General features: G+C 73.9%; 22 protein-coding genes. 7 read left to right on the top strand and 15 right to left on the bottom strand.

Annotated elements, in window-relative coordinates:
• Positions 1-18: 18 nt before the first annotated feature.
• From CNQ36_RS17890 to pdhA, 6 genes are all read right to left on the bottom strand, one after another.
• On the bottom strand, positions 19-1,113 hold the full coding sequence (locus CNQ36_RS17890) for a potassium channel family protein (RefSeq protein ID WP_004928998.1): 1,095 nt from the start codon (positions 1,111-1,113) through the stop codon (positions 19-21).
• Positions 1,110-2,474 carry a molybdopterin molybdotransferase MoeA gene (locus CNQ36_RS17885; RefSeq protein ID WP_121546741.1) on the bottom strand — a complete coding sequence of 455 codons (1,365 nt, stop codon included), beginning with the start codon at positions 2,472-2,474 and terminating at the stop codon, positions 1,110-1,112. Before CNQ36_RS17885 ends, CNQ36_RS17890 begins: the two co-directional genes overlap by 4 nt.
• Positions 2,474-3,469, bottom strand: coding sequence for an NTP transferase domain-containing protein (locus CNQ36_RS17880; RefSeq protein WP_121546740.1), 996 nt, complete (start codon positions 3,467-3,469; stop codon positions 2,474-2,476). Before CNQ36_RS17880 ends, CNQ36_RS17885 begins: the two co-directional genes overlap by 1 nt.
• Positions 3,470-3,572: 103 nt before the next feature.
• Positions 3,573-5,000 carry a dihydrolipoamide acetyltransferase family protein gene (locus tag CNQ36_RS17875; protein ID WP_121546739.1) on the bottom strand — a complete coding sequence of 476 codons (1,428 nt, stop codon included), beginning with the start codon at positions 4,998-5,000 and terminating at the stop codon, positions 3,573-3,575.
• On the bottom strand, positions 5,000-6,004 hold the full coding sequence (locus tag CNQ36_RS17870; protein ID WP_121546738.1) for an alpha-ketoacid dehydrogenase subunit beta: 1,005 nt from the start codon (positions 6,002-6,004) through the stop codon (positions 5,000-5,002). Before CNQ36_RS17870 ends, CNQ36_RS17875 begins: the two co-directional genes overlap by 1 nt.
• Positions 6,001-7,143 (bottom strand): pyruvate dehydrogenase (acetyl-transferring) E1 component subunit alpha, encoded by a 1,143-nt coding sequence (pdhA, locus tag CNQ36_RS17865; protein ID WP_121546737.1) that lies wholly within the window; start codon positions 7,141-7,143, stop codon positions 6,001-6,003. The genes CNQ36_RS17870 and pdhA overlap by 4 nt, the downstream gene beginning before the upstream one ends.
• Positions 7,144-7,328: 185 nt before the next feature.
• Between pdhA and CNQ36_RS17860 the strand changes: the two genes are divergently transcribed.
• Complete coding sequence (locus CNQ36_RS17860; protein WP_040906677.1) at positions 7,329-7,814, top strand: Lrp/AsnC family transcriptional regulator; 486 nt, start codon at positions 7,329-7,331, stop codon at positions 7,812-7,814.
• Positions 7,815-7,834: 20 nt separating this feature from the next.
• Here CNQ36_RS17860 and CNQ36_RS17855 read toward each other — a convergent pair whose 3' ends face one another.
• Both CNQ36_RS17855 and CNQ36_RS17850 read right to left on the bottom strand, forming a co-directional pair.
• Positions 7,835-8,425 carry a TetR/AcrR family transcriptional regulator gene (locus CNQ36_RS17855; RefSeq protein ID WP_004929017.1) on the bottom strand — a complete coding sequence of 197 codons (591 nt, stop codon included), beginning with the start codon at positions 8,423-8,425 and terminating at the stop codon, positions 7,835-7,837.
• Positions 8,422-9,936, bottom strand: coding sequence for a 3-hydroxyacyl-CoA dehydrogenase (locus CNQ36_RS17850; protein WP_121546736.1), 1,515 nt, complete (start codon positions 9,934-9,936; stop codon positions 8,422-8,424). The genes CNQ36_RS17855 and CNQ36_RS17850 overlap by 4 nt, the downstream gene beginning before the upstream one ends.
• A gap of 161 nt (positions 9,937-10,097) precedes the next feature.
• Here CNQ36_RS17850 and paaN point away from each other — a divergent pair, with 161 nt between their 5' ends.
• Positions 10,098-11,789 (top strand): phenylacetic acid degradation protein PaaN, encoded by a 1,692-nt coding sequence (gene paaN, locus CNQ36_RS17845; protein WP_121546735.1) that lies wholly within the window; start codon positions 10,098-10,100, stop codon positions 11,787-11,789.
• On the opposite strand, the gene CNQ36_RS17840 is transcribed toward paaN, so the two are convergent.
• From CNQ36_RS17840 to CNQ36_RS17830, 3 genes are read right to left on the bottom strand one after another with little or no spacing between them, the layout of a single operon-like run.
• Positions 11,786-12,595, bottom strand: a complete 810-nt coding sequence (locus CNQ36_RS17840; protein ID WP_121546734.1) for a TrmH family RNA methyltransferase — start codon at positions 12,593-12,595, stop codon at positions 11,786-11,788. The genes paaN and CNQ36_RS17840 overlap by 4 nt on opposite strands.
• Positions 12,596-12,605: 10 nt before the next feature.
• Positions 12,606-13,853: an HTTM domain-containing protein gene (locus CNQ36_RS17835; protein ID WP_121546733.1), complete on the bottom strand. Its 1,248-nt coding sequence runs from the start codon at positions 13,851-13,853 to the stop codon at positions 12,606-12,608.
• Positions 13,850-14,704, bottom strand: coding sequence for a DUF5819 family protein (locus tag CNQ36_RS17830; RefSeq protein ID WP_121546732.1), 855 nt, complete (start codon positions 14,702-14,704; stop codon positions 13,850-13,852). The genes CNQ36_RS17835 and CNQ36_RS17830 overlap by 4 nt, the downstream gene beginning before the upstream one ends.
• Before the next feature lie 311 nt (positions 14,705-15,015).
• On the opposite strand from CNQ36_RS17830, the gene paaA reads away from it, so the two are divergent.
• Genes paaA through paaE form a run of 5 tightly spaced genes read left to right on the top strand, consistent with a single transcriptional unit; the run spans position 15,016 to position 18,635 of the window.
• Positions 15,016-16,029, top strand: coding sequence for a 1,2-phenylacetyl-CoA epoxidase subunit PaaA (gene paaA / locus CNQ36_RS17825; RefSeq protein ID WP_004929032.1), 1,014 nt, complete (start codon positions 15,016-15,018; stop codon positions 16,027-16,029).
• On the top strand, positions 16,026-16,313 hold the full coding sequence (gene paaB / locus CNQ36_RS17820) for a 1,2-phenylacetyl-CoA epoxidase subunit PaaB (protein WP_040906681.1): 288 nt from the start codon (positions 16,026-16,028) through the stop codon (positions 16,311-16,313). Before paaA ends, paaB begins: the two co-directional genes overlap by 4 nt.
• The gene (gene paaC, locus CNQ36_RS17815) at positions 16,310-17,044 is read left to right on the top strand and encodes a 1,2-phenylacetyl-CoA epoxidase subunit PaaC (RefSeq protein ID WP_121546731.1); all 735 of its coding nucleotides are present in this window, start codon (positions 16,310-16,312) and stop codon (positions 17,042-17,044) included. The genes paaB and paaC overlap by 4 nt, the downstream gene beginning before the upstream one ends.
• Positions 17,038-17,577 (top strand): 1,2-phenylacetyl-CoA epoxidase subunit PaaD, encoded by a 540-nt coding sequence (gene paaD, locus CNQ36_RS17810; RefSeq protein WP_040906686.1) that lies wholly within the window; start codon positions 17,038-17,040, stop codon positions 17,575-17,577. Before paaC ends, paaD begins: the two co-directional genes overlap by 7 nt.
• Complete coding sequence (gene paaE, locus CNQ36_RS17805; RefSeq protein WP_121546730.1) at positions 17,577-18,635, top strand: 1,2-phenylacetyl-CoA epoxidase subunit PaaE; 1,059 nt, start codon at positions 17,577-17,579, stop codon at positions 18,633-18,635. The genes paaD and paaE overlap by 1 nt, the downstream gene beginning before the upstream one ends.
• A gap of 35 nt (positions 18,636-18,670) precedes the next feature.
• Here paaE and CNQ36_RS17800 read toward each other — a convergent pair whose 3' ends face one another.
• From CNQ36_RS17800 to CNQ36_RS17785, 4 genes are all read right to left on the bottom strand, one after another.
• Positions 18,671-19,000, bottom strand: a complete 330-nt coding sequence (locus CNQ36_RS17800) for a rhodanese-like domain-containing protein (RefSeq protein WP_004929045.1) — start codon at positions 18,998-19,000, stop codon at positions 18,671-18,673.
• Positions 19,001-19,052: 52 nt separating this feature from the next.
• Positions 19,053-19,892 carry a J domain-containing protein gene (locus CNQ36_RS17795; RefSeq protein WP_121548500.1) on the bottom strand — a complete coding sequence of 280 codons (840 nt, stop codon included), beginning with the start codon at positions 19,890-19,892 and terminating at the stop codon, positions 19,053-19,055.
• Between the two features lie 73 nt (positions 19,893-19,965).
• On the bottom strand, positions 19,966-21,492 hold the full coding sequence (locus CNQ36_RS17790; protein WP_228312995.1) for a DUF2252 domain-containing protein: 1,527 nt from the start codon (positions 21,490-21,492) through the stop codon (positions 19,966-19,968).
• Positions 21,493-21,632: 140 nt separating this feature from the next.
• On the bottom strand, positions 21,633-22,298 hold the full coding sequence (locus CNQ36_RS17785; RefSeq protein WP_040906690.1) for a ScbR family autoregulator-binding transcription factor: 666 nt from the start codon (positions 22,296-22,298) through the stop codon (positions 21,633-21,635).
• Positions 22,299-22,434: the final 136 nt, after the last annotated feature.

Genomic DNA, 22,434 nt, shown 5'->3' with positions numbered 1-22,434 from the left:
GGTCCGGCTGCGGCGGTGTCAGCCGCGGAGCGGGCGGATGTCGGGGGCGATCTGGGTGACCGGTGTCGCCCGCACGATCGTGATCAGCCGGTCCGTCAGCTCCAGCGTCCCGACGTCCCGGTCGTCGTAGCCGAGCACCCGGTGCCCGCGGACGACGCTCACCACCAGGTCGTCGATCTCTCGGGGCGTCTTGCCCACCTCGGCCTTTATGACCGGCCGCTCCACCATGTCGAGCCCGGAGCCCTGCTGGATGAGGTCCTCCATCACCATGCCGGCCGAGGGGCTGAGCACGGAGAGGCCGAGCAGGCGTCCGGCCGCGCTGGCGCTGGTGATGACCGCGTCGGCGCCCGACTGCTTCAGCAGCGGGGCGTTCTCCTCCTCGCGCACCGCCGCCACGATCTTCGCGCCCCGGTTGATCTGCCGGGCCGTCAGCGTCACCAGGACGGCCGTGTCGTCGCGCTGCGTCGCGATGATGATCTGCCGGGCCCGCTGCACCTCGGCCCGCTTCAGCACCTCACTGCGCGTGGCGTCCCCTATGACGCCCGCGAAGCCGTCCGCGGTGGCCGCTTCGATCGCCTTCGCGCTGGGGTCGACGACCACGACCTGCTCCTTCCGGAGCCCGGTCGCGCAGACCGTCTTGATCGCGGACCTTCCCTTGGTCCCGAACCCGACGACGACGGTGTGATCGCGCAACGTGGACCTCCAGCGGTTCAGTCGCCACTCCTCCCGGGTGCGTTCGGTGAGGGCCTCGAGGGTGGTGCCGACCAGGATGATCAGGAACAGCACGCGCAACGGCGTGATGACGAAGATGTTGGTGAGCCGGGCGGCGTCGCTGACCGGCGTGATGTCGCCGTACCCGGTGGTGGAGAGGGTGACGGTCGCATAGTAGAACGCGTCGAGGAGATCGACGGATCCGTCGGAGTTGTCGTTGTAGCCGTCGGCGTCGGCGTACACGACGAACGCCGTCACCACGAGGACCACCAGGGCCATCGACAGCCGTTTGCCCACCTGGCGGATCGGATGCTCCACCATCTTCCTCGGGAGTTTCACCCGATGGGTCACCAGATGTTCGTCCGCCTGGCGAGCGATGGCGTCCTGGCCCGGAAGTTTCACGTGAAACACACCCCGATCCCCCCGGACGCCCAGGGCAGGTCAAGCAGTTCCGCCTCCTGACCGGGACGCGCCCCTCCGGGGGCCACGACGGCGAGCGCGTCGGCCGCCGCGATGCCGCGCAGCATTGCCGGGCCGTTGTAGAGCAGCGGCAGCGCCCGGTCGCCGCGCAGCGAGACGGGGACCAGCCGGGTGTCGTACGGGTGTCCCTGCACCGCGTCCCGCAGCGGCAGCGTGTACGGCTCCGGGGCGGGGCGGGCCGCGAGGGTGCGCAGCAGCGGCTCGGCGAGGGTGACCAGGCCGGAGACGGCGGCGAGCGGGTTGCCGGGCAGGCCGACGAGGTGCTGGTTCTCCGCCGTACGGGCCAGCAGCATGGGGTGGCCGGGGCGCACGTTGACGCCGTCCACCAGGAGTTCGGCGCCGATCCTGCGCAGCACGGGGTGCACATGGTCGACCGGGCCGGCGGCGGTGCCGCCGGTGGTGACGACGACATCGGCGTCGGAGGCGGTGATCGCCTCGAACAGCGCCTGCTCGTCGTCGCCGACCCGGCGCACGGCGGTCACCTCCGCGCCGAGCGCGCGCAGCCAGGGCGGCAGCAGGGGGCCGAGCGCGTCCCGGATCAGTCCGTCGTGCGGCATGCCCTCGCCGAGCAGTTCGTCGCCGAGGACGAACACGTCGGCGCGCGGGCGGGGGACGGCGGTGAGCGTGTCGTATCCGGCGGCGGCGGCCATGCCCAGGACGGGCGGGGTCACCAGGGTGCCCACGGGGAGCAGTTGGTCACCGCTGCGGCACTCCTGGCCACGCGGCCGGATGTCCTGGCCGTGCGAGACCGTGTGCGGTGGCCGCGCGGCGGCGGTGACGTGCAGCCGCCCCTTGTCGTCGGTGCGGCCGTGCTCGCTGCGGAGCACTGCGGTGGTGTCCGGCGGGGTGCGGGCGCCGGTGGCGATACGGACGGCCTCGCCGTCGGTGAGCGGCGGGTGCGCGGCGTGCCCGGCGAGGACGCCCTCGTCCCGCACGGACCAGGGGCCGGGTCCGGAGACCGCCCAGCCGTCCATCGCGGAGGTGTCGAAGGAGGGCAGGTCGGTGAGGGCGGTGAGGGGGGCGGCCAGGGTGAGGCCCAGTGCGGAGGCCAGCGGGACGGCCACCGGGTCCGGGCGGCCGGCGCGGCGCGGGGCGCGTGCGGCGAGGGCGCGGGCCTCGGCCCAGTCGGTGGCGTGCGAGTGCGGCCGGCGGGGGGCGCCCGCGGGGTCGCCGGGGGTGTGGTCGCCGCGGGTGCGGCCGGGGTGTTCCTTCACGAGGGCGAGCGCCTCCTCGACGTCGAGGTCGTCGGCGTTCCCGTCGTGCCGGGCGGCTCGGGCGGACATCAGGCGTCCGGGCGGGGGTCGGGGGCGGCGTCGGGCGCCCCGTCACCGGTCCCGGCGCCGGAGGACGGGGTGTCGGAGGACGCGGTGTCGGTGGTGCCGGGGTTCGCCTCCTCCTCCCAGCGCAGCGCGAGGGCGGCGGCCTTGCGGGCGGCTTCGGCGACGGCTTCCGCTCCGCCGCCCGCCATAGCCGCGGCGTAGCCGACGAGGAAGGTGGTCAGCGGCGCGGCCGGCCTGGCCACGCCGTGTGCGGCGTCCCGGGCGAGGTCGAGCAGCGCGCCGGTGTCGACGTCCAGGTCGATGCCCAGCTCGTCCTTGACTGCGGAGATCCATTCATCCAACACGTGTCCATGCTCCCTGATGCGTGCCCTGGCGGTGGCGATGTCGTCCCAGGTGTCGCAGTCGAAGGACGCCACCGGGTCGGAGATGCGGGTGAGGTCGAGCGAGCCGGTCAGGCGGCGCAGCGGCAGCCCGGCGAGCTCACCGTGCCGTGCGGTGAGCGCGGCCAGTTCGCGGCGCAGGGAGCCGGTCCGGTACGCGGCGACGAGTGGCTGGTCCCGGCCGTCGGAGTCGGTCAGCAGCACTCCGTCGGCGGTGCCCCGGCGCAGCGCCGCCGTCAGCCCGCGCACGGTGCGTCCGTCGAGGAACGGCAGGTCGGCCGAGAGCAGTACGACATGGCCGGCGGTGACGTGCCGGAGCCCGGCGGCGAGTGCGGCCAGCGGGCCGCCACCCGGGGGTTCCTCGCGGGCCCAGACCACGGGCCGTGCGGTGGGCCGGGAGCCGGCGACGACGACCGTGGTGCGGGCTCCGGCGCAGGCCGCGAGCACCCGGTCGAGCAGCGCCCGCCCGCCCACGCGCACCCCGGGCTTGTCGGCGCCGCCGAGCCGCCGGGCGGCGCCGCCGGCGAGCACGACGGCGTCGTACGCGGGGCCGGGTGTCCCGGAGGAATCGCCGGAAGGCCCGCCGTCCGGATCACCGGGTGGCTGATACTCGGTCACCCCCCGAGTATGCGGGCCCCCGCGATCACAGGGAACGCGGGGGCACGGGGACGCGGCCGGGGAGTCCGGTGAACCGGCGGGAGACCGGTGAACCGGCGCGGAGTCAGAGTGTCCGCAGGAGCACCGCCGGCTGTTCCACGCAGTTGGCCACATACCGCAGGAAGCCTCCCGCGGTGCCGCCGTCGCAGACCCGGTGGTCGAAGGTGAGCGACAGCTGCACGACCTGGCGCACCGCGAGCTCGCCCTCGTGCACCCAGGGCTTGGGGACGATCCGGCCGACGCCGAGCATGGCCGCCTCGGGGTGGTTGACGATCGGGGTGGAGCCGTCGACGCCGAAGACGCCGTAGTTGTTCAGCGTGAAGGTGCCGCCCGTGAGGTCCGCGGGCGTCAGCGTCCCGGCCCGGGCCGCCTCGGTCAGCCGCGCGAACTCCGCCGTGAGCGACTCCGCGTCCCGCGTGTGCGCGTCCCGGACGACGGGGACGACCAGGCCCCGGTCGGTCTGCGCGGCGAAGCCGAGGTGCACGTCGGCGTACTGGACGATCTCCCTGGCCCCGGTGTCCACCGAGGAGTTGAGCTCGGGGAAGCGGGCCAGGGCGGCGGTGCAGATCCGGGCCAGCAGGGCGAGGACGGATATCTTCGGCCCGCCCGCCGCGTTCATCGCGGCCCGGGTGCGCATCAGCTCGGTCGCGTCCGCGTCCACCCAGCAGGTCGCGTCCGGGATCTCGGTGCGGCTGCGGGAGAGCTTGTCGGCGACGGTGCCGCGGATGCCCTTGAGGGGGACGCGGGTGACGCCCGGGGTGCCGGCGGCCGGCGCCGGGGCGTCCGTCGTCCGCTGGGTGCGCGGTTCGCCGGCCGTGGTGCCCGTACGGCCCTGTGCGGCGGCGGCCCGCAGCGCGTACTCCACGTCCGCGCGCAGGATCAGCCCCTCCGGCCCGGAACCGGTCATCTCCCGCAGGTCCAGGCCGTTCTGCCGGGCCAGCCTGCGCACCAGGGGCGAGATCACCGGGACGGGCCCGTCCGCCGCGCCCGGGGTGCGGGCCGGTGCGGCGGCGGGCTCCGCGGCCCGGGGGTGCCCGTTCGCCACGGGTGCGGCGGGCGGTGCGGCGGGCGTGGCGGCTTTGGCGGGTGCGGCGTCCGACGGGCGGACGCGACGGCGCCGGGCCGGGGCCTCCGAGGTGCCGTAGCCGACGAGGACGTTGCCGGAGCCTTCGGTGGCCCCGCTCCGGCCCCGGCCGTCCGCGGAGTCCGCCGGACCCGCCTCGTCCGCCGGACCGTCCTCGGCCGGCTCGCCCACCGCCACTGTGAGCAGCGGGGCGCCGACGGGCAGTTCCGTGCCCTCCGCGCCGAAGCGGGCCGTGACCACGCCGCCGTAGGGGCAGGGCACGTCCACCATCGCCTTGGCCGTCTCGACCTCGACGACCGGCTGGTCCACGGCGACGACGTCGCCGACCTCGACCAGCCAGCGCACGATCTCCGCCTCGGTGAGCCCCTCACCGAGGTCGGGCAGCTTGAACTCCAGCACCTGTGCCATCAGCTCTCGGCCTCCCACTGCAGGCGCCCCACGGCGTCCAGGATCCGGTCCACACCGGGCAGGTGGTGGCGCTCCAGCATCGGCGGCGGATACGGCAGGTCGAACCCGGCCACACGCAGCACCGGCGCCTCCAGGTGGTGGAAGCAGCGCTCCGTGACCCGGGCCGCGATCTCCCCGCCCGGGCCGCCGAAGCCGCCCGACTCGTGGACGACGACCGCGCGTCCCGTCCGCCGTACCGAGGCGCACACCGTCTCGTCGTCGAACGGCACCAGCGAGCGCAGATCGACGACTTCGAGGTCCCAGCCCTCTGCCCGGGCCGCCTCGGCCGCCTCCATGCAGACGGGTACGGACGGCCCGTACGTGATGAGCGTGGCGCTCCGGCCGGAGCGCCGCACCACCGCACGGCCTATCGGTTCAACGGATGTCGGGTCGTCCGGGTTCCAGGAGTCCTTCGACCAGTAGAGCCGCTTGGGCTCCAGGAAGACGACCGGGTCGTCGGAGGCGATGGAGGCCCGCAGCAGGCCGTAGGCGTCGGCGACGGTCGCGGGCGTGACCACATGGAGCCCCGGAGTCGCCATGTAGTACGCCTCGGAGGAGTCGCTGTGGTGCTCGACGCCGCCGATGCCGCCGCCGTAGGGGACGCGGATGGTGAGCGGCAGCGGCATCTTCCCGCGCGTGCGGTTGCGGGTCTTCGCGACGTGCGAGAGGAGCTGCTCGAACGCCGGGTAGGCGAACGCGTCGAACTGCATCTCCACGACCGGCCGCATTCCGTACATGGCCATGCCGACGGCGGTGCCGAGGATGCCCGCCTCGGCCAGCGGGGTGTCGGTGCACCGGTCCTCGCCGAACTCCTTGGCGAGGCCGTCGGTGATCCGGAAGACACCGCCGAGGGTGCCGACGTCCTCGCCCATGACGTGCACGGACGGGTCGGCGGCCATGGCGTCGCGCATCGCGCGCGTGAGGGCCTGCGCCATGGTGGCCGGCTTGACGGCGACGGTGGTCATCGCTGCGCCCCTTCCGGCTCGTCCCCGGCCGCCAGCTCGGCCCGCAGCTGCTCCCGCTGCTCCAGCAGCTGGGGGGTGGGCTCGGCGTAGACGTGCGCGAAGAGCTCCATGGGGTCGAGCGCGGGGTCCTGGTTCATGCGGGACCGCAGGTCGGCGGCCATCGCATCGGCGTCCCGGCGGGCGGTCTCGACGGCGTCGTCGTCGAGCAGGCCGCGTCCGGTCAGCTCCCGCTCCAGCAGGGCGATCGGGTCGTGCCGCTTCCAGGTCTCGACCTCGGAGTCGCCGCGGTAGCGGGTGGCGTCGTCGGCGTTGGTGTGGGCCTCCACGCGGTACGTGATCGCCTCGACCAGGGTCGGTCCGCCGCCCGCGCGGGCGTGCCGTACGGCGTCGGCCAGCACCTCGTGCACGGCGACCGCGTCGTTTCCGTCGACCAGGCGGCCCGGCATGCCGTAGCCGACGGCCTTGTGGGCCAGCGACGGGGCCGCGGTCTGCTTGGCGAGCGGCACGGAGATCGCGAAGCCGTTGTTCTGGACCAGGAAGACCACGGGGGCCTGCCAGACGGCGGCGAAGTTGAGCGCCTCGTGGAAGTCGCCCTCGCTGGTGCCGCCGTCGCCGACCATGGCGAGCGCGACCACGTCGTCGCCCTTGAGGCGGGCCGCGTGCGCGAGACCGACCGCGTGGGGCAGCTGGGTGGCCAGCGGGGTGCTCAGCGGGGCCACGCGGTGCTCGTGGGGGTCGTAGCCGGTGTGCCAGTCGCCGCGCAGCAGCGTGAGGGCCTCGACGGGGTCCACTCCGCGCGCGACGACGGCGAGGGTGTCCCGGTAGCTCGGGAACAGCCAGTCCTGCTGCTCCAGGACGAGCGCGGCGGCGACCTCGCAGGCCTCCTGGCCGGTGCTGGAGGGGTAGACGGCGAGACGGCCCTGCTTGGTGAGGGCGGTGGCCTGCGCGTTGTAGCGGCGGCCCTTCACCAGCTCGGCGTGGAGCCGGCGCAGCAGCTCCGGGTCGGCCCCGGCGGCCGCCTCGGTGCCGAGCACCCGGTACGGCTCCGCGTCGGGCAGCAGCGGCGCGGGATCGGTACGCGGCTGCCAGGCGGGCGGCGGGGTCGGCCGGTAGGCCCCCCGCTGCTCCATGACCGTCATGACGGCACCTCCTCGTGGGAAGACGGAGGCGCGGCGTCTGTGACACGCCTCACCAACCGATTGTTCGGTCGCCGGCACATTTTGGCTATGGGTGGCGTCAGGCTGTGGACAAACGGTTCTCCACAACCTGTGATGGATGCAGGACGTCCACGGCGGAGAGGTGGGGGCGGGTGGCATCTGAACAAATGGCCGAGGGGCAGGAGGGGACCGTGTCGCTGCCTCCCGCGCGCCCGCTGGACGCCATAGACCAGGACATCCTGCGCATGCTGCAGGCGGACGGCCGCGCGTCCATACGCTCGGTCGCCGAACGGGTGCACGTCTCCCGCGCGAACGCCTACGCGCGCATCAACCGGCTGGTCGAGGACGGCGTCATCCGGGGCTTCGGGGCCCGGGTCGACCACGAGCGGGCCGGTCACGGGACGTCCGCGTACATCACCCTGAAGATCGTCCAGAACACCTGGCGGACGGTCCGCGAGCAGCTCCGCCGGCTTCCGGGCGCCTCGCACATCGCGCTGGTGGGCGGGGACTTCGACGTGCTGCTGCTGGTGCACGCGCCCGACAACCGGGCGCTGCGCGAGCTGGTGCTCACCCGGCTCCAGGCGATCCCCGAGGTGCAGAGCACCCGCACCCTGCTGGTGTTCGAGGAGGAGGACCTGGAACCGCAGGGGTGAAAGGGCCTCCCGGGCCGCCCTCAGGACGCCTTGCGCAGGCCTCCGAAGGCCAGCTGCACCACGGCGTCGGCCACCTCGCCGCGGCTCATGCCGCGCCCGTCCGGCCGGTACCACTCCACGATCGAGTTGATCATGCCGAAGACCAGGCGGGTCACCAGGCGCACCTCTATGTCGCCGCGCACGTCCCCGTCGGCCGCCGCCGCCTTCAGCAGCGCGGCCACCCGGTGGTCGAACTCCCGCCGCCGCTCCAGCGCCCACCGCTCGGTGTCCGTGTTGCCGCGCACCCGCAGCAGCAGCGTCACGTACGGCAGCTCGGCCGTCAGCACCTCGACCATGCGCCGTACGACGTACTCCAGGCGCCCGGCGGCGCGCCCCTCGCACGCCCGCTCCTCGTCGAGGATGCCGAACAGCCCGTCCAGCGCGCGGCTCACCGCGCGGCGCAGCAGCTCCTCCTTGCCGGCCACATGGTGGTAGATGGACGACTTGGAGATGCCGGCGGCCTTGGAGAGGTGCTCCATGGAGGTGCCGTCGTACCCGCGCTCGTTGAACACCTGGACGGCGACGGAGAGCAGCGTCTCCGGGGTGTAGGTGTCGCGCCTGGCGGTGGTCATGGGGTGTCCTCCCGCTCGTCGGCGGCGCACGCGTACTGGTGGAGGGCGAGGGACGGCGCGCAGCGGCCGGACGGGTCGATCCCGTGCAGCTCGTCCAGCAGCTCGCCGGCCCAGCCCCGGCCCAGGCGGCGGCTCCACTCGAAGGGTCCCAGGGGGTAGTTCACGCCGAGCCGCATCGCGGTGTCGACGTCGTCCTCGGTGGCCACGCCCTTGGCGACGGCTTCCACCGCGAGGTCGACGATCCGGGCGACCGTCCGCGCGACGATCATTCCGGGGACGTCCCCGATGACGCTGACCTTCTTGCCGAGCGCCTGGAACAGCCCGGTGGCCTCGGCGACGGCCGCCGGGGAGGTGTGCCGGGCGTGGGACAGGGCGATCCGCGTGGCCCCGCGGTAGTCGAGCGCGAGGTCGAAGTGGACGACGTCGCGGAACTCCGCGGTGGTCCGGCCGTCGGCGAGCACCAGCTTTCCGCCGCCGGGCAGCACCAGCCGGGTGCCGCCGTCCTCGTCCCGCTCGCGCACCTCGACGCCGGCCTCGCGGATCAGGGCGAGCAGCTCCGAGGCGGGCCCGAGGCCGCCCTCGGCGATCACGTACGCGGGCGGCTCGGCGGGATCGGCGGTGTGCGGTTCGGGGCGCTCGGCGCCGTCGGCGTGGTCGTACCAGCCCCGGCCGGTCTTGCGGCCCAGGCGGCCGGACTCGACAAGGCGGCGCTGGGCGAGCGACGGCGTGAAGCGGGCGTCCTGGAAGAAGGACCGCCACACCGAATGGGTGACGGACTCGTTGACGTCCTGCCCGATGAGGTCGGTCAGTTCGAAGGGGCCCATCCGGAAGCCGCCGGACTCGCGCAGCACCGCGTCGATCGTCGCCGGGTCGGCGCCCTGCGACTCGTACACCGCGAACGCCTCGGCGTAGAAGGGCCGGGCGACGCGGTTGACGATGAAGCCGGGGGTGTCGGCGCAGGCGACGGGCGTCTTGCCCCAGGCGCGGGCCGTCTCGTACGCGCGGGTGGCGCTCGTGACGTCGGTGGCGGACCCGGAGACGACCTCGACCAGCGGCAGCAGCGGCGCCGGGTTGAAGAAGTGCAGGCCGACGAAGCGGCCGGGCAGGCGCAGGGCGCCGCCGATCGCGGTGACGGAGAGGGAGGAGGTGTTGGTGGCGAGCAGGCAGTCGTCGGGTACGACGTCCTCCAGGGCCCGGAACAGCTCCTGCTTGACGTCGAGGCGCTCCAGGACGGCCTCGACGACCAGGGCGCAGCCGGCGAGCCCGGTGAGCTCCTCGACGGGCAGCAGCCGGGCGCGCGCCGCGTCCCGGCCGGCGGCGGTGAGCCGCTCCTTCTCCACCAGACGGTCGAGCCGGGCGCCGATCGCGGCGGCCGCCTCACGGGCCCGGCCGGGTGCGGCGTCGTAGAGCCGCACGGGATGGCCCGCGACCAGCGCGACCTGGGCGATTCCCTGCCCCATGGTGCCGGTGCCGACCACGGCCACGGGACTGCTGAGGTCGAGTGCTGTCATGTGCGCGATCCTCCCGCACGGGGTTGTCCACAGATGCGGCGGACCCCCTTGTCCCGACCGATCGTTCGGTTACTCTAACTCTGACCGCCCGTTCCTGACTACGTTTCCGCACAGGTCCAAGAGCTCGACGAAGAGTTCCTGAGACGAGGAGTTGGTCCCGCATGGCCGCCGAACTCACCGCGCACGAGCTGATCGCCCGCCACCGTCCCACCCTGGACCAGGCGCTGGAAGCCATCCGCACGCGCGCGTACTGGTCGCCCCACCCCGAGCACCCCAAGGCGTACGGGGAGAACGGCAGCCTCGACATGGCGGCGGGCAAGGCCGCCTTCGACGCCCTGCACGGCACCCGGATCGACCTCGGCCAGCCCGGCACGGACGGCTGGGTCGAGGGCGAGACCTCCCCCTACGGCATCGAGACGGGCGTGAGCTACCCGCACGCGGACCTCGACGAGCTGCTGCCCGCCATGAAGGCCGGGGTGCGGGCCTGGCGGGACGCGGGCGCGGAGACCCGCGCGGTGGTCTGCCTGGAGATCCTCAAGCGGATCAGCGACCGCACGATGGAGTTCGCCCAGGCGGTCATGCACACCTCGGGCCAGGCGTTCATGATGGCGTTCCAGGCGGGCGGCCCGCACGCCCAGGACCGCGGCATGGAGGCCGTGGCCTACGCGTACGTCGAGCAGATCCGCACCCCCGACACGGCCGAGTGGACCAAGCCGCAGGGCAAGCGCGACCCGCTCGCGCTCACCAAGCAGTTCGTCCCGGTCCCGCGGGGCGTCGCCCTGGTCATCGGCTGCAACACCTTCCCGACGTGGAACGGCTACCCGGGCCTGTTCGCCTCCCTCGCCACAGGAAACGCGGTGCTGGTCAAGCCGCACCCCCGCGCGGTGCTGCCGCTCGCGCTCACCGTCCAGGTCGCCCGCCAGGTGCTCACCGAGGCCGGCTTCGACGCGAACCTGGTCGCGCTGGCCGCCGAGCGGCCCGGCGAGGGCATCGCCAAGACCCTCGCGACCCGCCCGGAGATCCGCGTCATCGACTACACCGGCTCCACGGAGTTCGGCGACTGGCTGGAGAGCAACGCGCGCCAGGCGCAGGTGTACACGGAGAAGGCCGGCGTCAACACGGTGATCGTGGAGTCGACCGACGACTACAAGGGGATGCTGGCCAACCTGGCGTTCTCCCTGTCGCTCTACAGCGGCCAGATGTGCACCACCCCGCAGAACCTGCTGATCCCGCGCGACGGCATCACCACCGACCAGGGCCCCAAGTCCTTCGACGAGGTCGCCGCCGACCTGGCGAAGGCGGTCGACGGCCTGCTCGGCGACGACGCCCGCGCCAACGCGCTGCTGGGCGCGATCGTCAACCCGGACGTGAAGGCCCGTCTGGAGGCCGCCGCGGGTCTCGGCGAGGTCGCCCTGGCCTCCCGCGAGATCACCCACCCGGAGTTCCCGGGCGCGGTGGTGCGCACTCCGGTGATCGTGAAGCTCGACGGCGCCAAGCCGGACGCCGAGGCGGCCTACATGAGCGAGTGCTTCGGCCCGGTCTCCTTCGCCGTCGCCGTCGACTCGGCCGGTGACGCGGCGGAGCTGCTGCGGCGCACGATCCGTGAGAAGGGCGCCATGACCGTCGGCGCGTACACGACCTCCCCGGAGGTCGAGGAGACGGTGCGGGAGGTCTGCCTGGAGGAGGCCGCCCAGCTCTCCCTGAACCTCACCGGAGGGGTGTACGTCAACCAGACGGCGGCCTTCTCCGACTTCCACGGCTCGGGCGGCAACCCGGCCGCCAACTCGGCGCTGTGCGACGGCGCGTTCGTGGCCAACCGCTTCCGGGTGGTCGAGGTGCGCCGAGAGGCCTAGGAAGTGCCGGGTGCGCCCCCGGTGGCGCTCCAGTGGTACAGCGTCATGGCCACACTGGTCGCGAGGTTGTAGCTGGAGACCTGGGGGCGCATCGGCAGCGCCACCAGGTGGTCGGCCCGCGCGCGGAGCTCCGCCGACAGTCCGCTGCGCTCGGAGCCGAAGGCGAGCAGCGCGTCGTCCGGCAGCTTCAGCGAGCGGATGTCCTCGCCCTCGGGGTCGAGCGCGAAGACCGGCCCCGGCGGCAGTTCCCGCACGGTCAGCCGCTCCACGGCGGTGGCGAAGTGCAGCCCCGCCCCGCCGCGGACGACGGTGGGGTGCCAGGGATCGAGCGTGCCGGTGGTGACGACGCCGGTCGCGCCGAAACCGGCGGCCAGCCGGATCACCGCGCCGGCGTTGCCGAGGTTGCGCGGGTTGTCCAGGACCACCACCGGGGCGGTGCGCGGGGCGTGCGCCAGCCTCGCCAGGTTTCCCGTGCGGGAGGGGCGTACGGCCAGGGCGGCCACGGCGGTGGGGTGCGGACGCGGCACCAGCGCGGCGTACGTCGCGTGGGGCACCTCGGTGAGCAGCGCCGCCAGCGTGTCCCGCACGTCCGCGGCCAGCTCGTCCGCGAGGGCGAGCGCGCCGGCCCGGTCCGCGGTGAGCGCCAGCCGTACCTCGGCCCCGAAGCGCAGGGCGTGCTTCAGGGCGTGGAAGCCGTCGAGGAGTACGGAGTCGCCGGCCAGGCGGTGCCAGGCGGCCACGGGGCCGGCCGGCGTCCCGGGGCCGGCCGGCGTCCCGGGGCCGGTGCTGCGGGCGGGGTCGGTCATGCCGTGCAGCCTACGTCCGCGGTTCTGGCGCCCCGCCGGCCGCCGGAGCCGCCTCCACCGGCCGCTCCCCGCCGGGACGTCCGGCCGGGGACCGCGGCTTCGGGACGGACGGCCCGCCGCCCGGGCGCAGACGCTCCCGCGCGCGCGGCGCCAGGTCTCCGACGCGGCGCAGGAAGGACGTCGGCAGGAACACGGTGTCGGCCGCGATCATCGCCAGGGAGAAGAAGGGCAGCCCGAGCACCACCGCGATCACCGCGTGTTCCATGATCATGAAGGCCAGCAGGACGTTCTTGACCCGCCGGTTGAACAGCGTGAACGGGAAGGCGACCTGCATGACGACCGTCGCGTAGGTCACCAGCATCACCATGGTGCCGCTGGCCGACAGCAGGTCCGCGAGGGCGGGCCAGGGGGAGAAGTACTCCAGGTGCAGCGGGTAGTAGACGGCGGTGCCGTCCTGCCAGCGGGAGCCCTGGACCTTGTACCAGCCCGCCGTGGCGTAGATCAGGCACGCCTCGGCCATGATCACGAGCAGCGCGCCGTTGTGCACGACGTTCGCGACGACGTCCAGCAGGATCCGCGGCTGCCCGGTCCTCGCGCGGCGGCCGACCAGCCACCACAGCGCCTGGGCGGCCCAGACCGTCCACAGCAGCACCGGGACGAACAGGTCGCCGCCGTCCATCCGGCCCGCCAGCGTCGCGAGCAACAGCAGGAAGCCGAGCACCCCCCACAGCAGCGGCCCGACCCGGTCGCGCGGCCGTTCGCCGCGGGCGCGTGCCGCGGCCACGCGCCGGGCGCGCCGGGCGTCGAGGGACCAGACCTGCCCGCAGCGCGTGAACACCAGGTAGACGGACATCAGGTGCAGGACGTTGTCGCCGCCGTCCCCCATGAAGACGCTGCGGTTCTGCAGCGCCAGCACGCCCACCATGAACAGCACCGACGTGGTGCGGGTGCGCCAGCCCAGCAGCAGCAGGAGGCTCCACAGCACGGCGAGCGCGTAGACGGCCTCGAACCAGACCTGGCCGTCCGACCACAGCAGCGGTGTGAAGGCGCCGTTCGTCGCGACCAGCTGGCCGGCGAGGTCCCAGCTCCAGGGGCCGTCGGGGCCGTACAGCTCCTGGCGGTGCGGGAACTCGCGCAGCAGGAACAGCAGCCAGGTCAGGCTGAAGCCGATGCGGATGACGGCGGTCTGGTAAGGGCCCAGCGCCGCGTCGGTGACGCGGGCGATCACCCGGGACAGCGCCAGCGTGAAGCGGTTCATCCGACGCCTCCCCGGCCCTCGTCCCCGGGCAGCGACCACCAGGGCAGCGTGCGGTACACGGGCGTGGTGGAGACCTCCTCCGTGCTCCACTCGGGCGGCGGCACGTTGGCGGTCCGCGAGCGGACCTGGACGCGCGCGACGGTGCCGTCCGGACCTGCCGCGTCCGCCCGGTCGAGGCGCAGCGCCGTGATCCGCCGCAGATACGTCTCGGACAGCGCCCCGCGCAGGCCCACCGGGCGGTTGTCGTTGTCGTGCGTGGCGACGAAGAAGTCCCAGGCGCGGCGCAGTTCGTTCTGCTGGGTGTGGCTGGGCAGCAGATTGCCGTCGATGGCCCGCCCGTCCTCCGCGGAGAGGTCGTACCAGCCGGTGGTCCGGGTCCTGCCGTCCGCCGTCAGTATCTCGGCGCGGACCTGGACGGCGATGTTCTGCTGCAGGGGGTTCGGCGCGAACAGCTTCCAGTTCTGCTCGAACTCCGGGTAGATCCAGTCCTCGATCCTCTCACTGTGCTTCTTGCTGACCGTGTTCGCGGGGGCGACGTGCAGGAACGTCATGCCGAGGTGCACACAGACCCCGGCCGCGACGACCGCGAGCGCCACCGCGGCGCCGATCTGGTAGCGCAGGGAGAGGGCCGCCACCCCGGTACGGGGCTCGGCGGGCGGGCCGGGGGCGGGGGGCCCGGTCACCGCGTCGGGGGCGGCAGGTGCGGCGGGGTCGGTCGGCGCGGGGCGCGGATCCGGACCGGCCTGCGGGGGTCCGGCCTGCGGTGATCCGGTCGGCTCGGGGCCGGTCGGCTCGGCGGGCGGGCGCGCGGGCCCCTGCCGGGGGTCCGAGCCCTCGTCGTACGCGTCCATTCCGCCCCGCTCCCCGATCCCGGTCCGTCGCCGCGTCCGCCTGGCCGCGGGAGACCGTGCCGCCCCGCGCGGACGCGCCGCCGCGTCGCACGGAACGGTACTCAGCGGCGGGCCCCCGGGCACAGTCCCGTCGGCGTCCCGTTCCGTGGCCGTGACCACACCACGACCCGGGCGCCGTCGTCCGCGGGCGGCAACGGCAGGTTATCCACAGCGGTTGACACCTCGCGGCGCCCGTCTCACCATGGAATCGCACGAACCGAACGATCGGTCGGGAGCGTGCTCCGGGAAGCATCCAGGTCGAGGGGGACCTCATGGCGACAGCAGCCGCCCGCGATACGGCCGGCAGCCAGGCGTACGACGTACCGGCGGGCGCCGGCGACACGGCGGGCCTCGAGCGCGCCTTCGACGCGGCCGTCGCCGCCGACGAGCGGATCGAGCCGCGCGACTGGATGCCGGACGCCTACCGGGCCACGCTCGTCCGGCAGATCGCCCAGCACGCGCACTCCGAGATCATCGGCATGCAGCCGGAGGCCAACTGGATCACCCGCGCGCCCTCGCTGCGCCGCAAGGCCATCCTGATGGCCAAGGTCCAGGACGAGGCGGGGCACGGGCTGTATCTGTACAGCGCCGCCGAGACGCTCGGCACCAGCCGCGAAGAGCTCCTCGACAAGCTGCACTCCGGCCGCCAGAAGTACTCCTCGATCTTCAACTACCCCACGCTGACCTGGGCCGACGTCGGCGCCATCGGCTGGCTGGTGGACGGCGCCGCGATCACCAACCAGGTGCCCCTGTGCCGCTGCTCCTACGGCCCGTACGCACGCGCCATGGTCCGCGTCTGCAAGGAGGAGTCCTTCCACCAGCGCCAGGGCTACGAGCTGCTGCTGGCCCTCAGCAAGGGCACACCGGAGCAGCACGCGATGGCGCAGGACGCGGTGGACCGCTGGTGGTGGCCCTCACTGATGATGTTCGGCCCGCCCGACGACGAGTCCCAGCACTCCGCGCAGTCGATGGCCTGGAAGATCAAGCGGCACTCCAACGACGAGCTGCGCCAGCGCTTCGTCGACATCTGCGTCCCGCAGGCCGAGTCCCTCGGCCTCACCCTCCCCGACCCCGACCTGAAGTGGAACGAGGAGCGCGGGCGCCACGACTTCGGGGCGATCGACTGGACCGAGTTCCGGGACGTCCTCAAGGGCAACGGCCCGTGCAACGAAGAGCGGCTGACCCGGCGCAGGCGGGCCCACGAGGAAGGCGCCTGGGTCCGCGAGGCCGCGGCGGCCCACGCGGCCAAGCACAGCAGCAGCGAGACAGGAGCGACCCGAGCATGACCCACACCGACTGGCCCCTGTGGGAGGTCTTCGTGCGCTCGCGCCGGGGCCTGTCCCACACCCACGCCGGCAGCCTGCACGCGCCGGACGCGGAGTTCGCCCTGCGCAACGCCCGCGATCTGTACACCCGGCGCGGCGAGGGCGTCTCCCTCTGGGTCGTGCCGTCGTCCGCGATCACCGCCTCCTCGCCCGACGAGAAGGACCCGTTCTTCGAACCGTCCGCCGACAAGCCCTACCGCCACCCGACGTTCTACGAGATCCCCGAGGGAGTGCCGCACCTGTGACGACGACCCCCGCCGAGGACACCGCCCGCACGGCTGCCGCGCTCGCCCTCGGTGACGACGCTCTGGTGCTCTCCCACCGTCTGGGCGAGTGGGCCGGGCACGCCCCCGTACTGGAGGAGGAGGTCGCCCTCGCCAACATCGCGCTGGACCTGCTGGGCCAGGCCCGCGTGCTGCTCTCGATGGCGGGCGACGAGGACGAGCTGGCGTTCCTCCGCGAGGAGCGCGCCTTCCGCAACCTCCAGCTGGTGGAACAGCCGAACGGCGACTTCGCCCACACCATCGCCCGCCAGCTGTACTTCTCCGCCCACCAGTACCTGCTGTACGACGCGCTGGCCTCCGGCGAAGGCCCCTTCGCGCCGCTGGCCGGCAAGGCCGTCAAGGAGACCGCCTACCACCTCGACCACGCCGAGCAGTGGACGCTCCGCCTCGGCGACGGCACGGACGAGAGCCACGCGCGGATGCAGCGGGCCGTGGACGCCCTGTGGCGCCACACCGGGGAGATGTTCCAGCCGGTCGAGGGCCTCGACGTCGACCCGGCCGCCCTGGAGGCGGCCTGGCTGGAGCGGGTGACGGAGGTGCTGCGCCGGGCCACGCTCACGGTGCCCGAGGGGCCGCGCACGGGAGCGTGGAAGGCCGGAGCCGGCCGTCAGGGCCTGCACACCGAACCCTTCGGCCGCATGCTCGCCGAGATGCAGCACCTGCACCGCAGCCACCCGGGGGCGACATGGTGACCACCACCCCGCTGGAGGCGGAACTCCTGGAGCTCGCGGGCTCGGTGCCCGACCCGGAACTGCCCGTGCTCACCCTGCGCGAGCTGGGCGTCGTGCGGGCGGTGCACGCGCGCGGGGCGGACGCCGTCGAGGTCGAGCTGACCCCGACGTACACCGGCTGCCCGGCCGTCGAGGCGATGAGCCACGACATAGAGCGCGTGCTGCGCGAGCACGGGGTGCGCGAGGTCACCGTGCGCAGGGTGCTCGCACCCGCCTGGTCGACCGACGACATCACGGACGAGGGGCGGCGAAAACTCCGGGAGTTCGGCATCGCGCCACCGCGTGTACGGGCGGACGCGGGACCGGTCGCGGTGTCGCTCGGCCCGACCCGCACCCGGCACAGCCCCGGGGAGGCGGACCTCGCCCCCGTGCGCTGCCCGCACTGCGGGTCCGCCGAGACCGAACTGCTCAGCCGTTTCTCCTCCACGGCGTGCAAGGCGCTGCGCCGCTGCCTGTCCTGCCGTGAACCGTTCGACCACTTCAAGGAGTTGTGATGGCCCGCTTCCACCGGCTCCGGGTGGCCGCGGTCGACCGGCTCACCGACGACTCCGTCGCCCTCACCCTGTCCGTCCCCCCGCCCCTGCGCGAGGAGTACCGGTACGCCCCCGGCCAGCACCTGGCCCTGCGGCGCGTCGCGGACGGCGAGGAGATACGCCGCACCTACTCCATCTGCTCCCCCGCACCCGAGGGCGGGGCGCCGAGCACCCTCCGGGTCGGCGTGCGCCTGGTCGACGGCGGCGCGTTCTCCACGTACGCGCTCAAGGAGATCGCCGCCGGCGACGAGCTGGAGGTGATGACCCCGGCCGGCCGCTTCACGCTGCCCCCCGCTCCGGGCCGGTACGCGGCGATCGTCGGCGGCAGCGGCATCACCCCGGTGCTGTCGATCGTCTCGACCCTCCTCGCCCGCGAGCCCGAGGCCCGGTTCTGCCTGGTCCGCAGCGACCGTACGGCCGCCTCGACGATGTTCCTGGAGGAGGTCGCCGACCTGAAGGACCGCTACCCCGAGCGGTTCCAGCTGGTGACGGTGCTCTCGCGTGAGGAGCAGCAGGCCGGGCTGCCGTCCGGGCGGCTGGACCAGGAGCGGCTGACCGGCCTGCTGCCGGTCCTGCTCCCCGTGGGCCAGGTGGACGGCTGGTTCCTGTGCGGGCCGTACGGCCTGGTCGGGGGAGCCGAGCGGGCGCTGCGCGGGCTGGGCGTCGCACGCTCCCGCATCCACCAGGAGATCTTCCATGTGGACGCCGGCACGGAGCCCGTGGCCGCGGCGGCCGCCCCCGCGCACAGCACGGTCACGGCACGGCTCGACGGACGCGGCGGGACCTGGCCCGTCCAGGACGGCGAGTCCCTGCTGGACACGGTGCTGCGCAACCGGCCCGACGCGCCCTACGCCTGCAAGGGCGGGGTGTGCGGGACCTGCCGGGCGTTCCTCGTCACGGGCGAGGTGCGGATGAACCGCAACTACGCGCTGGAGTCGGAGGAGACGGAGGCGGGCTATGTCCTGGCCTGCCAGTCGCATCCGGTGACGGAGCGGGTGGAGCTGGACTTCGACCGGTAGGACCGGCCCGGCCCGCGGGCGTCCGCGCGGGCGCGCTACAGCACGTGTCCGGGCGTTCCGTCGTCGGTGACGACGGGGCGCCCCGCGGCCTCCCACACCTGCATCCCGCCGTCCACGTTCACGGCGTCGACGCCCTGCTGGGCCAGATACATGGTGACCTGCGCCGACCGTCCGCCGGACCGGCAGATGACGTGCACCCGGCCGTCCTGCGGGGCGGCCTCGGTCAGCTCGCCGTAGCGGGCCACGAACTCGCTGATGGGGATGTGCAGCGCCCCCGCGGCATGACCTGCCTTCCACTCGTCGTCCTCGCGGACGTCCAGCAGGAAGTCGCCGTCCTTGAGGTCCGCGACCGGGACCGTGGGCACACCAGCTCCAAAACTCATGGCCCCGACGCTACCCGACCGGACGGCGTCCGGTTCAGGCCAGCAGCGCCGCCAGCTCCGCCTCACGTTCGGTGACCTGGGCGCTCAGCTGCCCGGCGATCTCCTCGAGCAGCTTGTCGGGGTCGTCCGGGGCGAGGCGGAGCATCGAGCCGATGGCGCCCTCCTCCAGCTGCCTGGCGACCAGCGTGAGCAGTTCCTTGCGCCGGGCGAGCCATTCGAGGCGGGCGTAGAGCTCCTCGCTCTCACTCGGGACGTGCCGCAGCTCGGGCCCCGCGGCCCACTCCGCGGCGAGCTCGCGCAGCTCGTCCGCGTTGCCGCGGGCGTAGGCGGCGTTGACGCGGGTGATGAACTCCTCGCGGCGCGCGCGTTCCTTGTCCTCCTGCGCCAGGTCCGGGTGGGCCTTGCGGGCGAGGTCGCGGTAGAGCTTGCGGGCCTCCTCGCTGGGCCGCACCCGCTGCGGGGGCCGGACGGGCTGGTCCGTGAGCATGGCCGTGGCCTCGGGGAACAGGCCGTCGCCGTCCATCCAGCCGTTCAGCAGCTCCTCGACGCCGGGGATCGGCGCCAGCCGGGCGCGCGCCTCGTCGGCCTTGCGCCGGTCCTCCGGGTCGTCGCTGCGCGCGGCCCTGGCCTCCAGGATCCGGGCGTCCAGCTCCTCCAGGCGGGCGTACATGGGGCCGAGCTTCTGTTCGTGCAGCCGGGAGAAGTTGTCGACCTCGACGCGGAAGGTCTCCACGGCGATCTCGAACTCGATCAGCGCCTGCTCGGCCGCTCGTACGGCGCGCTCCAGCCGCTCCTCGGGCCGCGCCGCACCACCGCCGGGCGTCCGCTCCGCGCCGACGCCGCCGCCACCCTGCTCACCTTCCGAGGTCGTCACCCGGACAGCGTAGGCCACGCGCCGGGGCGCCACCGATCGCGGCCGCGGCACGTCCGCCGCACGCCGCGTCCGCTCACACCCCCGTCTCGGCCGCCACGCGTCCCGAGCGCACCGCGGTCACCAGGTCCGTGTGGTCCGCCTCGGTGCGGTCGGCGTAGGCGACGGCGAAGGCGGCGATCGCCTCGTCCAGTTCGTCGTTCTTGCCGCAGTAGCCGGCGATCAGACGGGGGTCGGCGCTGTGGGAGTGGGCGCGGGCCAGCAGCGCGCCGGTCATCCGGGCGTAGTCGTCGACCTGGTCGGCGGCGAGCGCGGCCGGGTCGACGCTGCCCTTGCGGTTGCGGAACTGGCGCACCTGGTAGGGGCGGCCCTCGACCGTCGTCCAGCCGAGCAGGTTGTCGCTTATCACCTGCATGCGCTTCTGACCGTGGACCACGCGCCGGCCCTCGTGCTCCGCCGCGGGGGCGTCGAAGCCGGCCGTCACCAGATGCGGCACCAGCGCGGAGGCGCGGGCCTCCTTCACCTGGAGGATCAGGGGCTCGCCCCGGTGGTCGAGCAGCAGCACCACGTACGAGCGGGTGCCCACGCTGCCGGTGCCGACGACGCGGAACGCCACGTCGTGCACCGCGTGCCGGGCCAGCAGCGGGTGGCGGTCCGGCGGAAGCGTGCCGAGGTACTCCTCCAGCGAGGCGGCCACCGCGGCGGCCTCCCCGTCCGGGATCCGGCGCAGCACCGGCGGCGCGTCGACGAAGCGGCGCCCGCCGTCCCCGGTCGCCTCGGTCGACTTGGCCGCGAAGCGGCCGCTGGTGTTCGCGCGGGCCTTCTCGGAGACCCGCTCCAGCGTGCCCAGCAGGTCGTGGGCGTCGGTGTGGGAGACCAGTTCCTCGTCCGCGATGGCGTTCCAGGCGTCCAGCGCGGGCAGCTTGGACAGCAGCCGCATGGTGCGGCGGTAGGCGCCCGCGGTGTCGTGGGCCGCCGCCCGGCAGGTGTCCTCGTCGGCGCCGGCCTCACGCCCGGCGAGCACCAGGGAGGTGGCGAGCCGCTTGAGGTCCCATTCCCAGGGGCCGCGGACCGTCTCGTCGAAGTCGTTCAGGTCGATGACGAGTCCGCCGCGCGCGTCGCCGTAGAGGCCGAAGTTGGCGGCGTGGGCGTCCCCGCAGATCTGGGCGGCGATCCGGGTCATGGGGGTGCGGGCCAGGTCGTACGCCATGAGGCCGGCCGATCCGCGCAGGAACGCGAACGGCGTGGCCGCCATCCTGCCGACCCGGAGCGGGGCCAGCTCGGGCAGCCGGCCGCGGCTGGACTCCTCGACGGCGCTCACGGCGTCGGGGCGGGAGGCGTCCGGGTCGAGGGTGGCGTGCGCGCCGCGCGGGATCCGCTCGCGCAGGGCCTTGCCCTCCTGCTTGGGGCTGCCCCCGGCGGCCCGCTCGGCGAATCCGGGCACCCGCGGCAGCCGCCGCCCCGGGGCCGCGCCGCCGGTCCCGGTCCCGCCCGCGGACTCACGAGCCCCGGACGTCCCGGAGACTCCGGATGTCCCGGCAACAGCTTCGGCCACGGCGACCGCCTCCCCGTACACATACGTGCCGTACACACGTGTCGACATCGATCGTGCCGACCGTACAGCCGCCGGACGGAACGCGTCAGACCCTGTGGACAACTCCCGCGGTGTGGAAAGCCTCAGGTCGTCCCCGGCCCTCGCCGATCGTCCCCGGCCCTCGCCGATCGTCCCCGGCCCTCCCGGCTCTACCCGACTTCCGCGACGTCCCCCTCCACCGGCAGCAGCCGCCCCTCGGCGAGCAGTCGCCCGGCGCGGTCCGGGGTGATGTCCAGCCGGGCCAGCACGGCGGGAACGGCCACGCCCGGCAGCATGTGGTGGAAGAGCACGGTGACCCGGTGCTCCAGGTCCTGCCGCTGACAGCGCAGTTGCGACAGGAGCTGCGTCCCCGAGAAGCTCGCGACCAGCAGTTCCGCGGTCTCCGTCGGGTCGACGTGCGGCAGCAGTTCACCGCCCGCCTTCGCCTCGGTCAGGGTCCGGGTGGTCTGGTCGATCCACATGCCGAACGCCGGAGTGCGGTCGAGGCCCAGCGCCCCCTGGTCCAGGGCGAGTCCGACACTGGCCCGCACCAGCGGCTCGGTCCGCAGCCGCAGCGCCAGCACCAGGCCGGAGTCGACGAGTTCCTGCAGCTTGCTGGACTGCGGGGGCAGGGAGATGGCCAGCTGCTCCGCGAAGACGCCGAGGGCCAGCTCCTCCTTGGAGCCGAAGTGGAAGTACAGCGCGCCCTTGGTCACCCCGGCCCGCTCCAGGATCTCCCCGATGGTCGCCGAGGTGTAGCCGCGCTCGTCGAAGACGGCAGCCGCCGCCTCCAGGATGGTCCGCCGGGTGCGGACCGCGCGCTCCTGTCGCGCCATCGCATGCCTCCTGATCTGGGTGGATCTCATGGATCCGGTGGGTCGCGCCGTGCGGTCACCGCGCGGGCCGCCATGAAGCCGCCGTGAAGCCGTCCATGCCGGTCAGCCGTGTCGTGCGGGGCGCGTGGGCTCGTCT

This window comes from Streptomyces fungicidicus, from assembly GCF_003665435.1.
Lineage (GTDB): Bacteria > Actinomycetota > Actinomycetes > Streptomycetales > Streptomycetaceae > Streptomyces > Streptomyces fungicidicus.
Note: the sequence above shows the minus strand (reverse complement) of the source record. Positions and strands in the feature narration are given on the sequence as shown.

What these genes read in the sequence shown, in the direction of transcription:
- CNQ36_RS17790 (WP_228312995.1), bottom strand. Translation starts at nt 21,492, where the DNA reads ATGTCGACACGTGTGTACGGCACGTATGTGTACGGGGAGGCGGTCGCC.
- CNQ36_RS17840 (WP_121546734.1), bottom strand. Translation starts at nt 12,595, where the DNA reads ATGACCGACCCCGCCCGCAGCACCGGCCCCGGGACGCCGGCCGGCCCC.
- CNQ36_RS17785 (WP_040906690.1), bottom strand. Translation starts at nt 22,298, where the DNA reads ATGGCGCGACAGGAGCGCGCGGTCCGCACCCGGCGGACCATCCTGGAG.
- CNQ36_RS17830 (WP_121546732.1), bottom strand. Translation starts at nt 14,704, where the DNA reads ATGGACGCGTACGACGAGGGCTCGGACCCCCGGCAGGGGCCCGCGCGC.
- paaN (WP_121546735.1), top strand. Translation starts at nt 10,098, where the DNA reads ATGGCCGCCGAACTCACCGCGCACGAGCTGATCGCCCGCCACCGTCCC.
- CNQ36_RS17850 (WP_121546736.1), bottom strand. Translation starts at nt 9,936, where the DNA reads ATGACAGCACTCGACCTCAGCAGTCCCGTGGCCGTGGTCGGCACCGGC.
- CNQ36_RS17855 (WP_004929017.1), bottom strand. Translation starts at nt 8,425, where the DNA reads ATGACCACCGCCAGGCGCGACACCTACACCCCGGAGACGCTGCTCTCC.
- CNQ36_RS17860 (WP_040906677.1), top strand. Translation starts at nt 7,329, where the DNA reads ATGGCCGAGGGGCAGGAGGGGACCGTGTCGCTGCCTCCCGCGCGCCCG.
- CNQ36_RS17885 (WP_121546741.1), bottom strand. Translation starts at nt 2,474, where the DNA reads ATGTCCGCCCGAGCCGCCCGGCACGACGGGAACGCCGACGACCTCGAC.
- paaE (WP_121546730.1), top strand. Translation starts at nt 17,577, where the DNA reads ATGGCCCGCTTCCACCGGCTCCGGGTGGCCGCGGTCGACCGGCTCACC.
- CNQ36_RS17870 (WP_121546738.1), bottom strand. Translation starts at nt 6,004, where the DNA reads ATGACCACCGTCGCCGTCAAGCCGGCCACCATGGCGCAGGCCCTCACG.
- CNQ36_RS17835 (WP_121546733.1), bottom strand. Translation starts at nt 13,853, where the DNA reads ATGAACCGCTTCACGCTGGCGCTGTCCCGGGTGATCGCCCGCGTCACC.
- pdhA (WP_121546737.1), bottom strand. Translation starts at nt 7,143, where the DNA reads ATGACGGTCATGGAGCAGCGGGGGGCCTACCGGCCGACCCCGCCGCCC.
- paaA (WP_004929032.1), top strand. Translation starts at nt 15,016, where the DNA reads ATGGCGACAGCAGCCGCCCGCGATACGGCCGGCAGCCAGGCGTACGAC.
- paaB (WP_040906681.1), top strand. Translation starts at nt 16,026, where the DNA reads ATGACCCACACCGACTGGCCCCTGTGGGAGGTCTTCGTGCGCTCGCGC.
- CNQ36_RS17875 (WP_121546739.1), bottom strand. Translation starts at nt 5,000, where the DNA reads ATGGCACAGGTGCTGGAGTTCAAGCTGCCCGACCTCGGTGAGGGGCTC.
- paaD (WP_040906686.1), top strand. Translation starts at nt 17,038, where the DNA reads ATGGTGACCACCACCCCGCTGGAGGCGGAACTCCTGGAGCTCGCGGGC.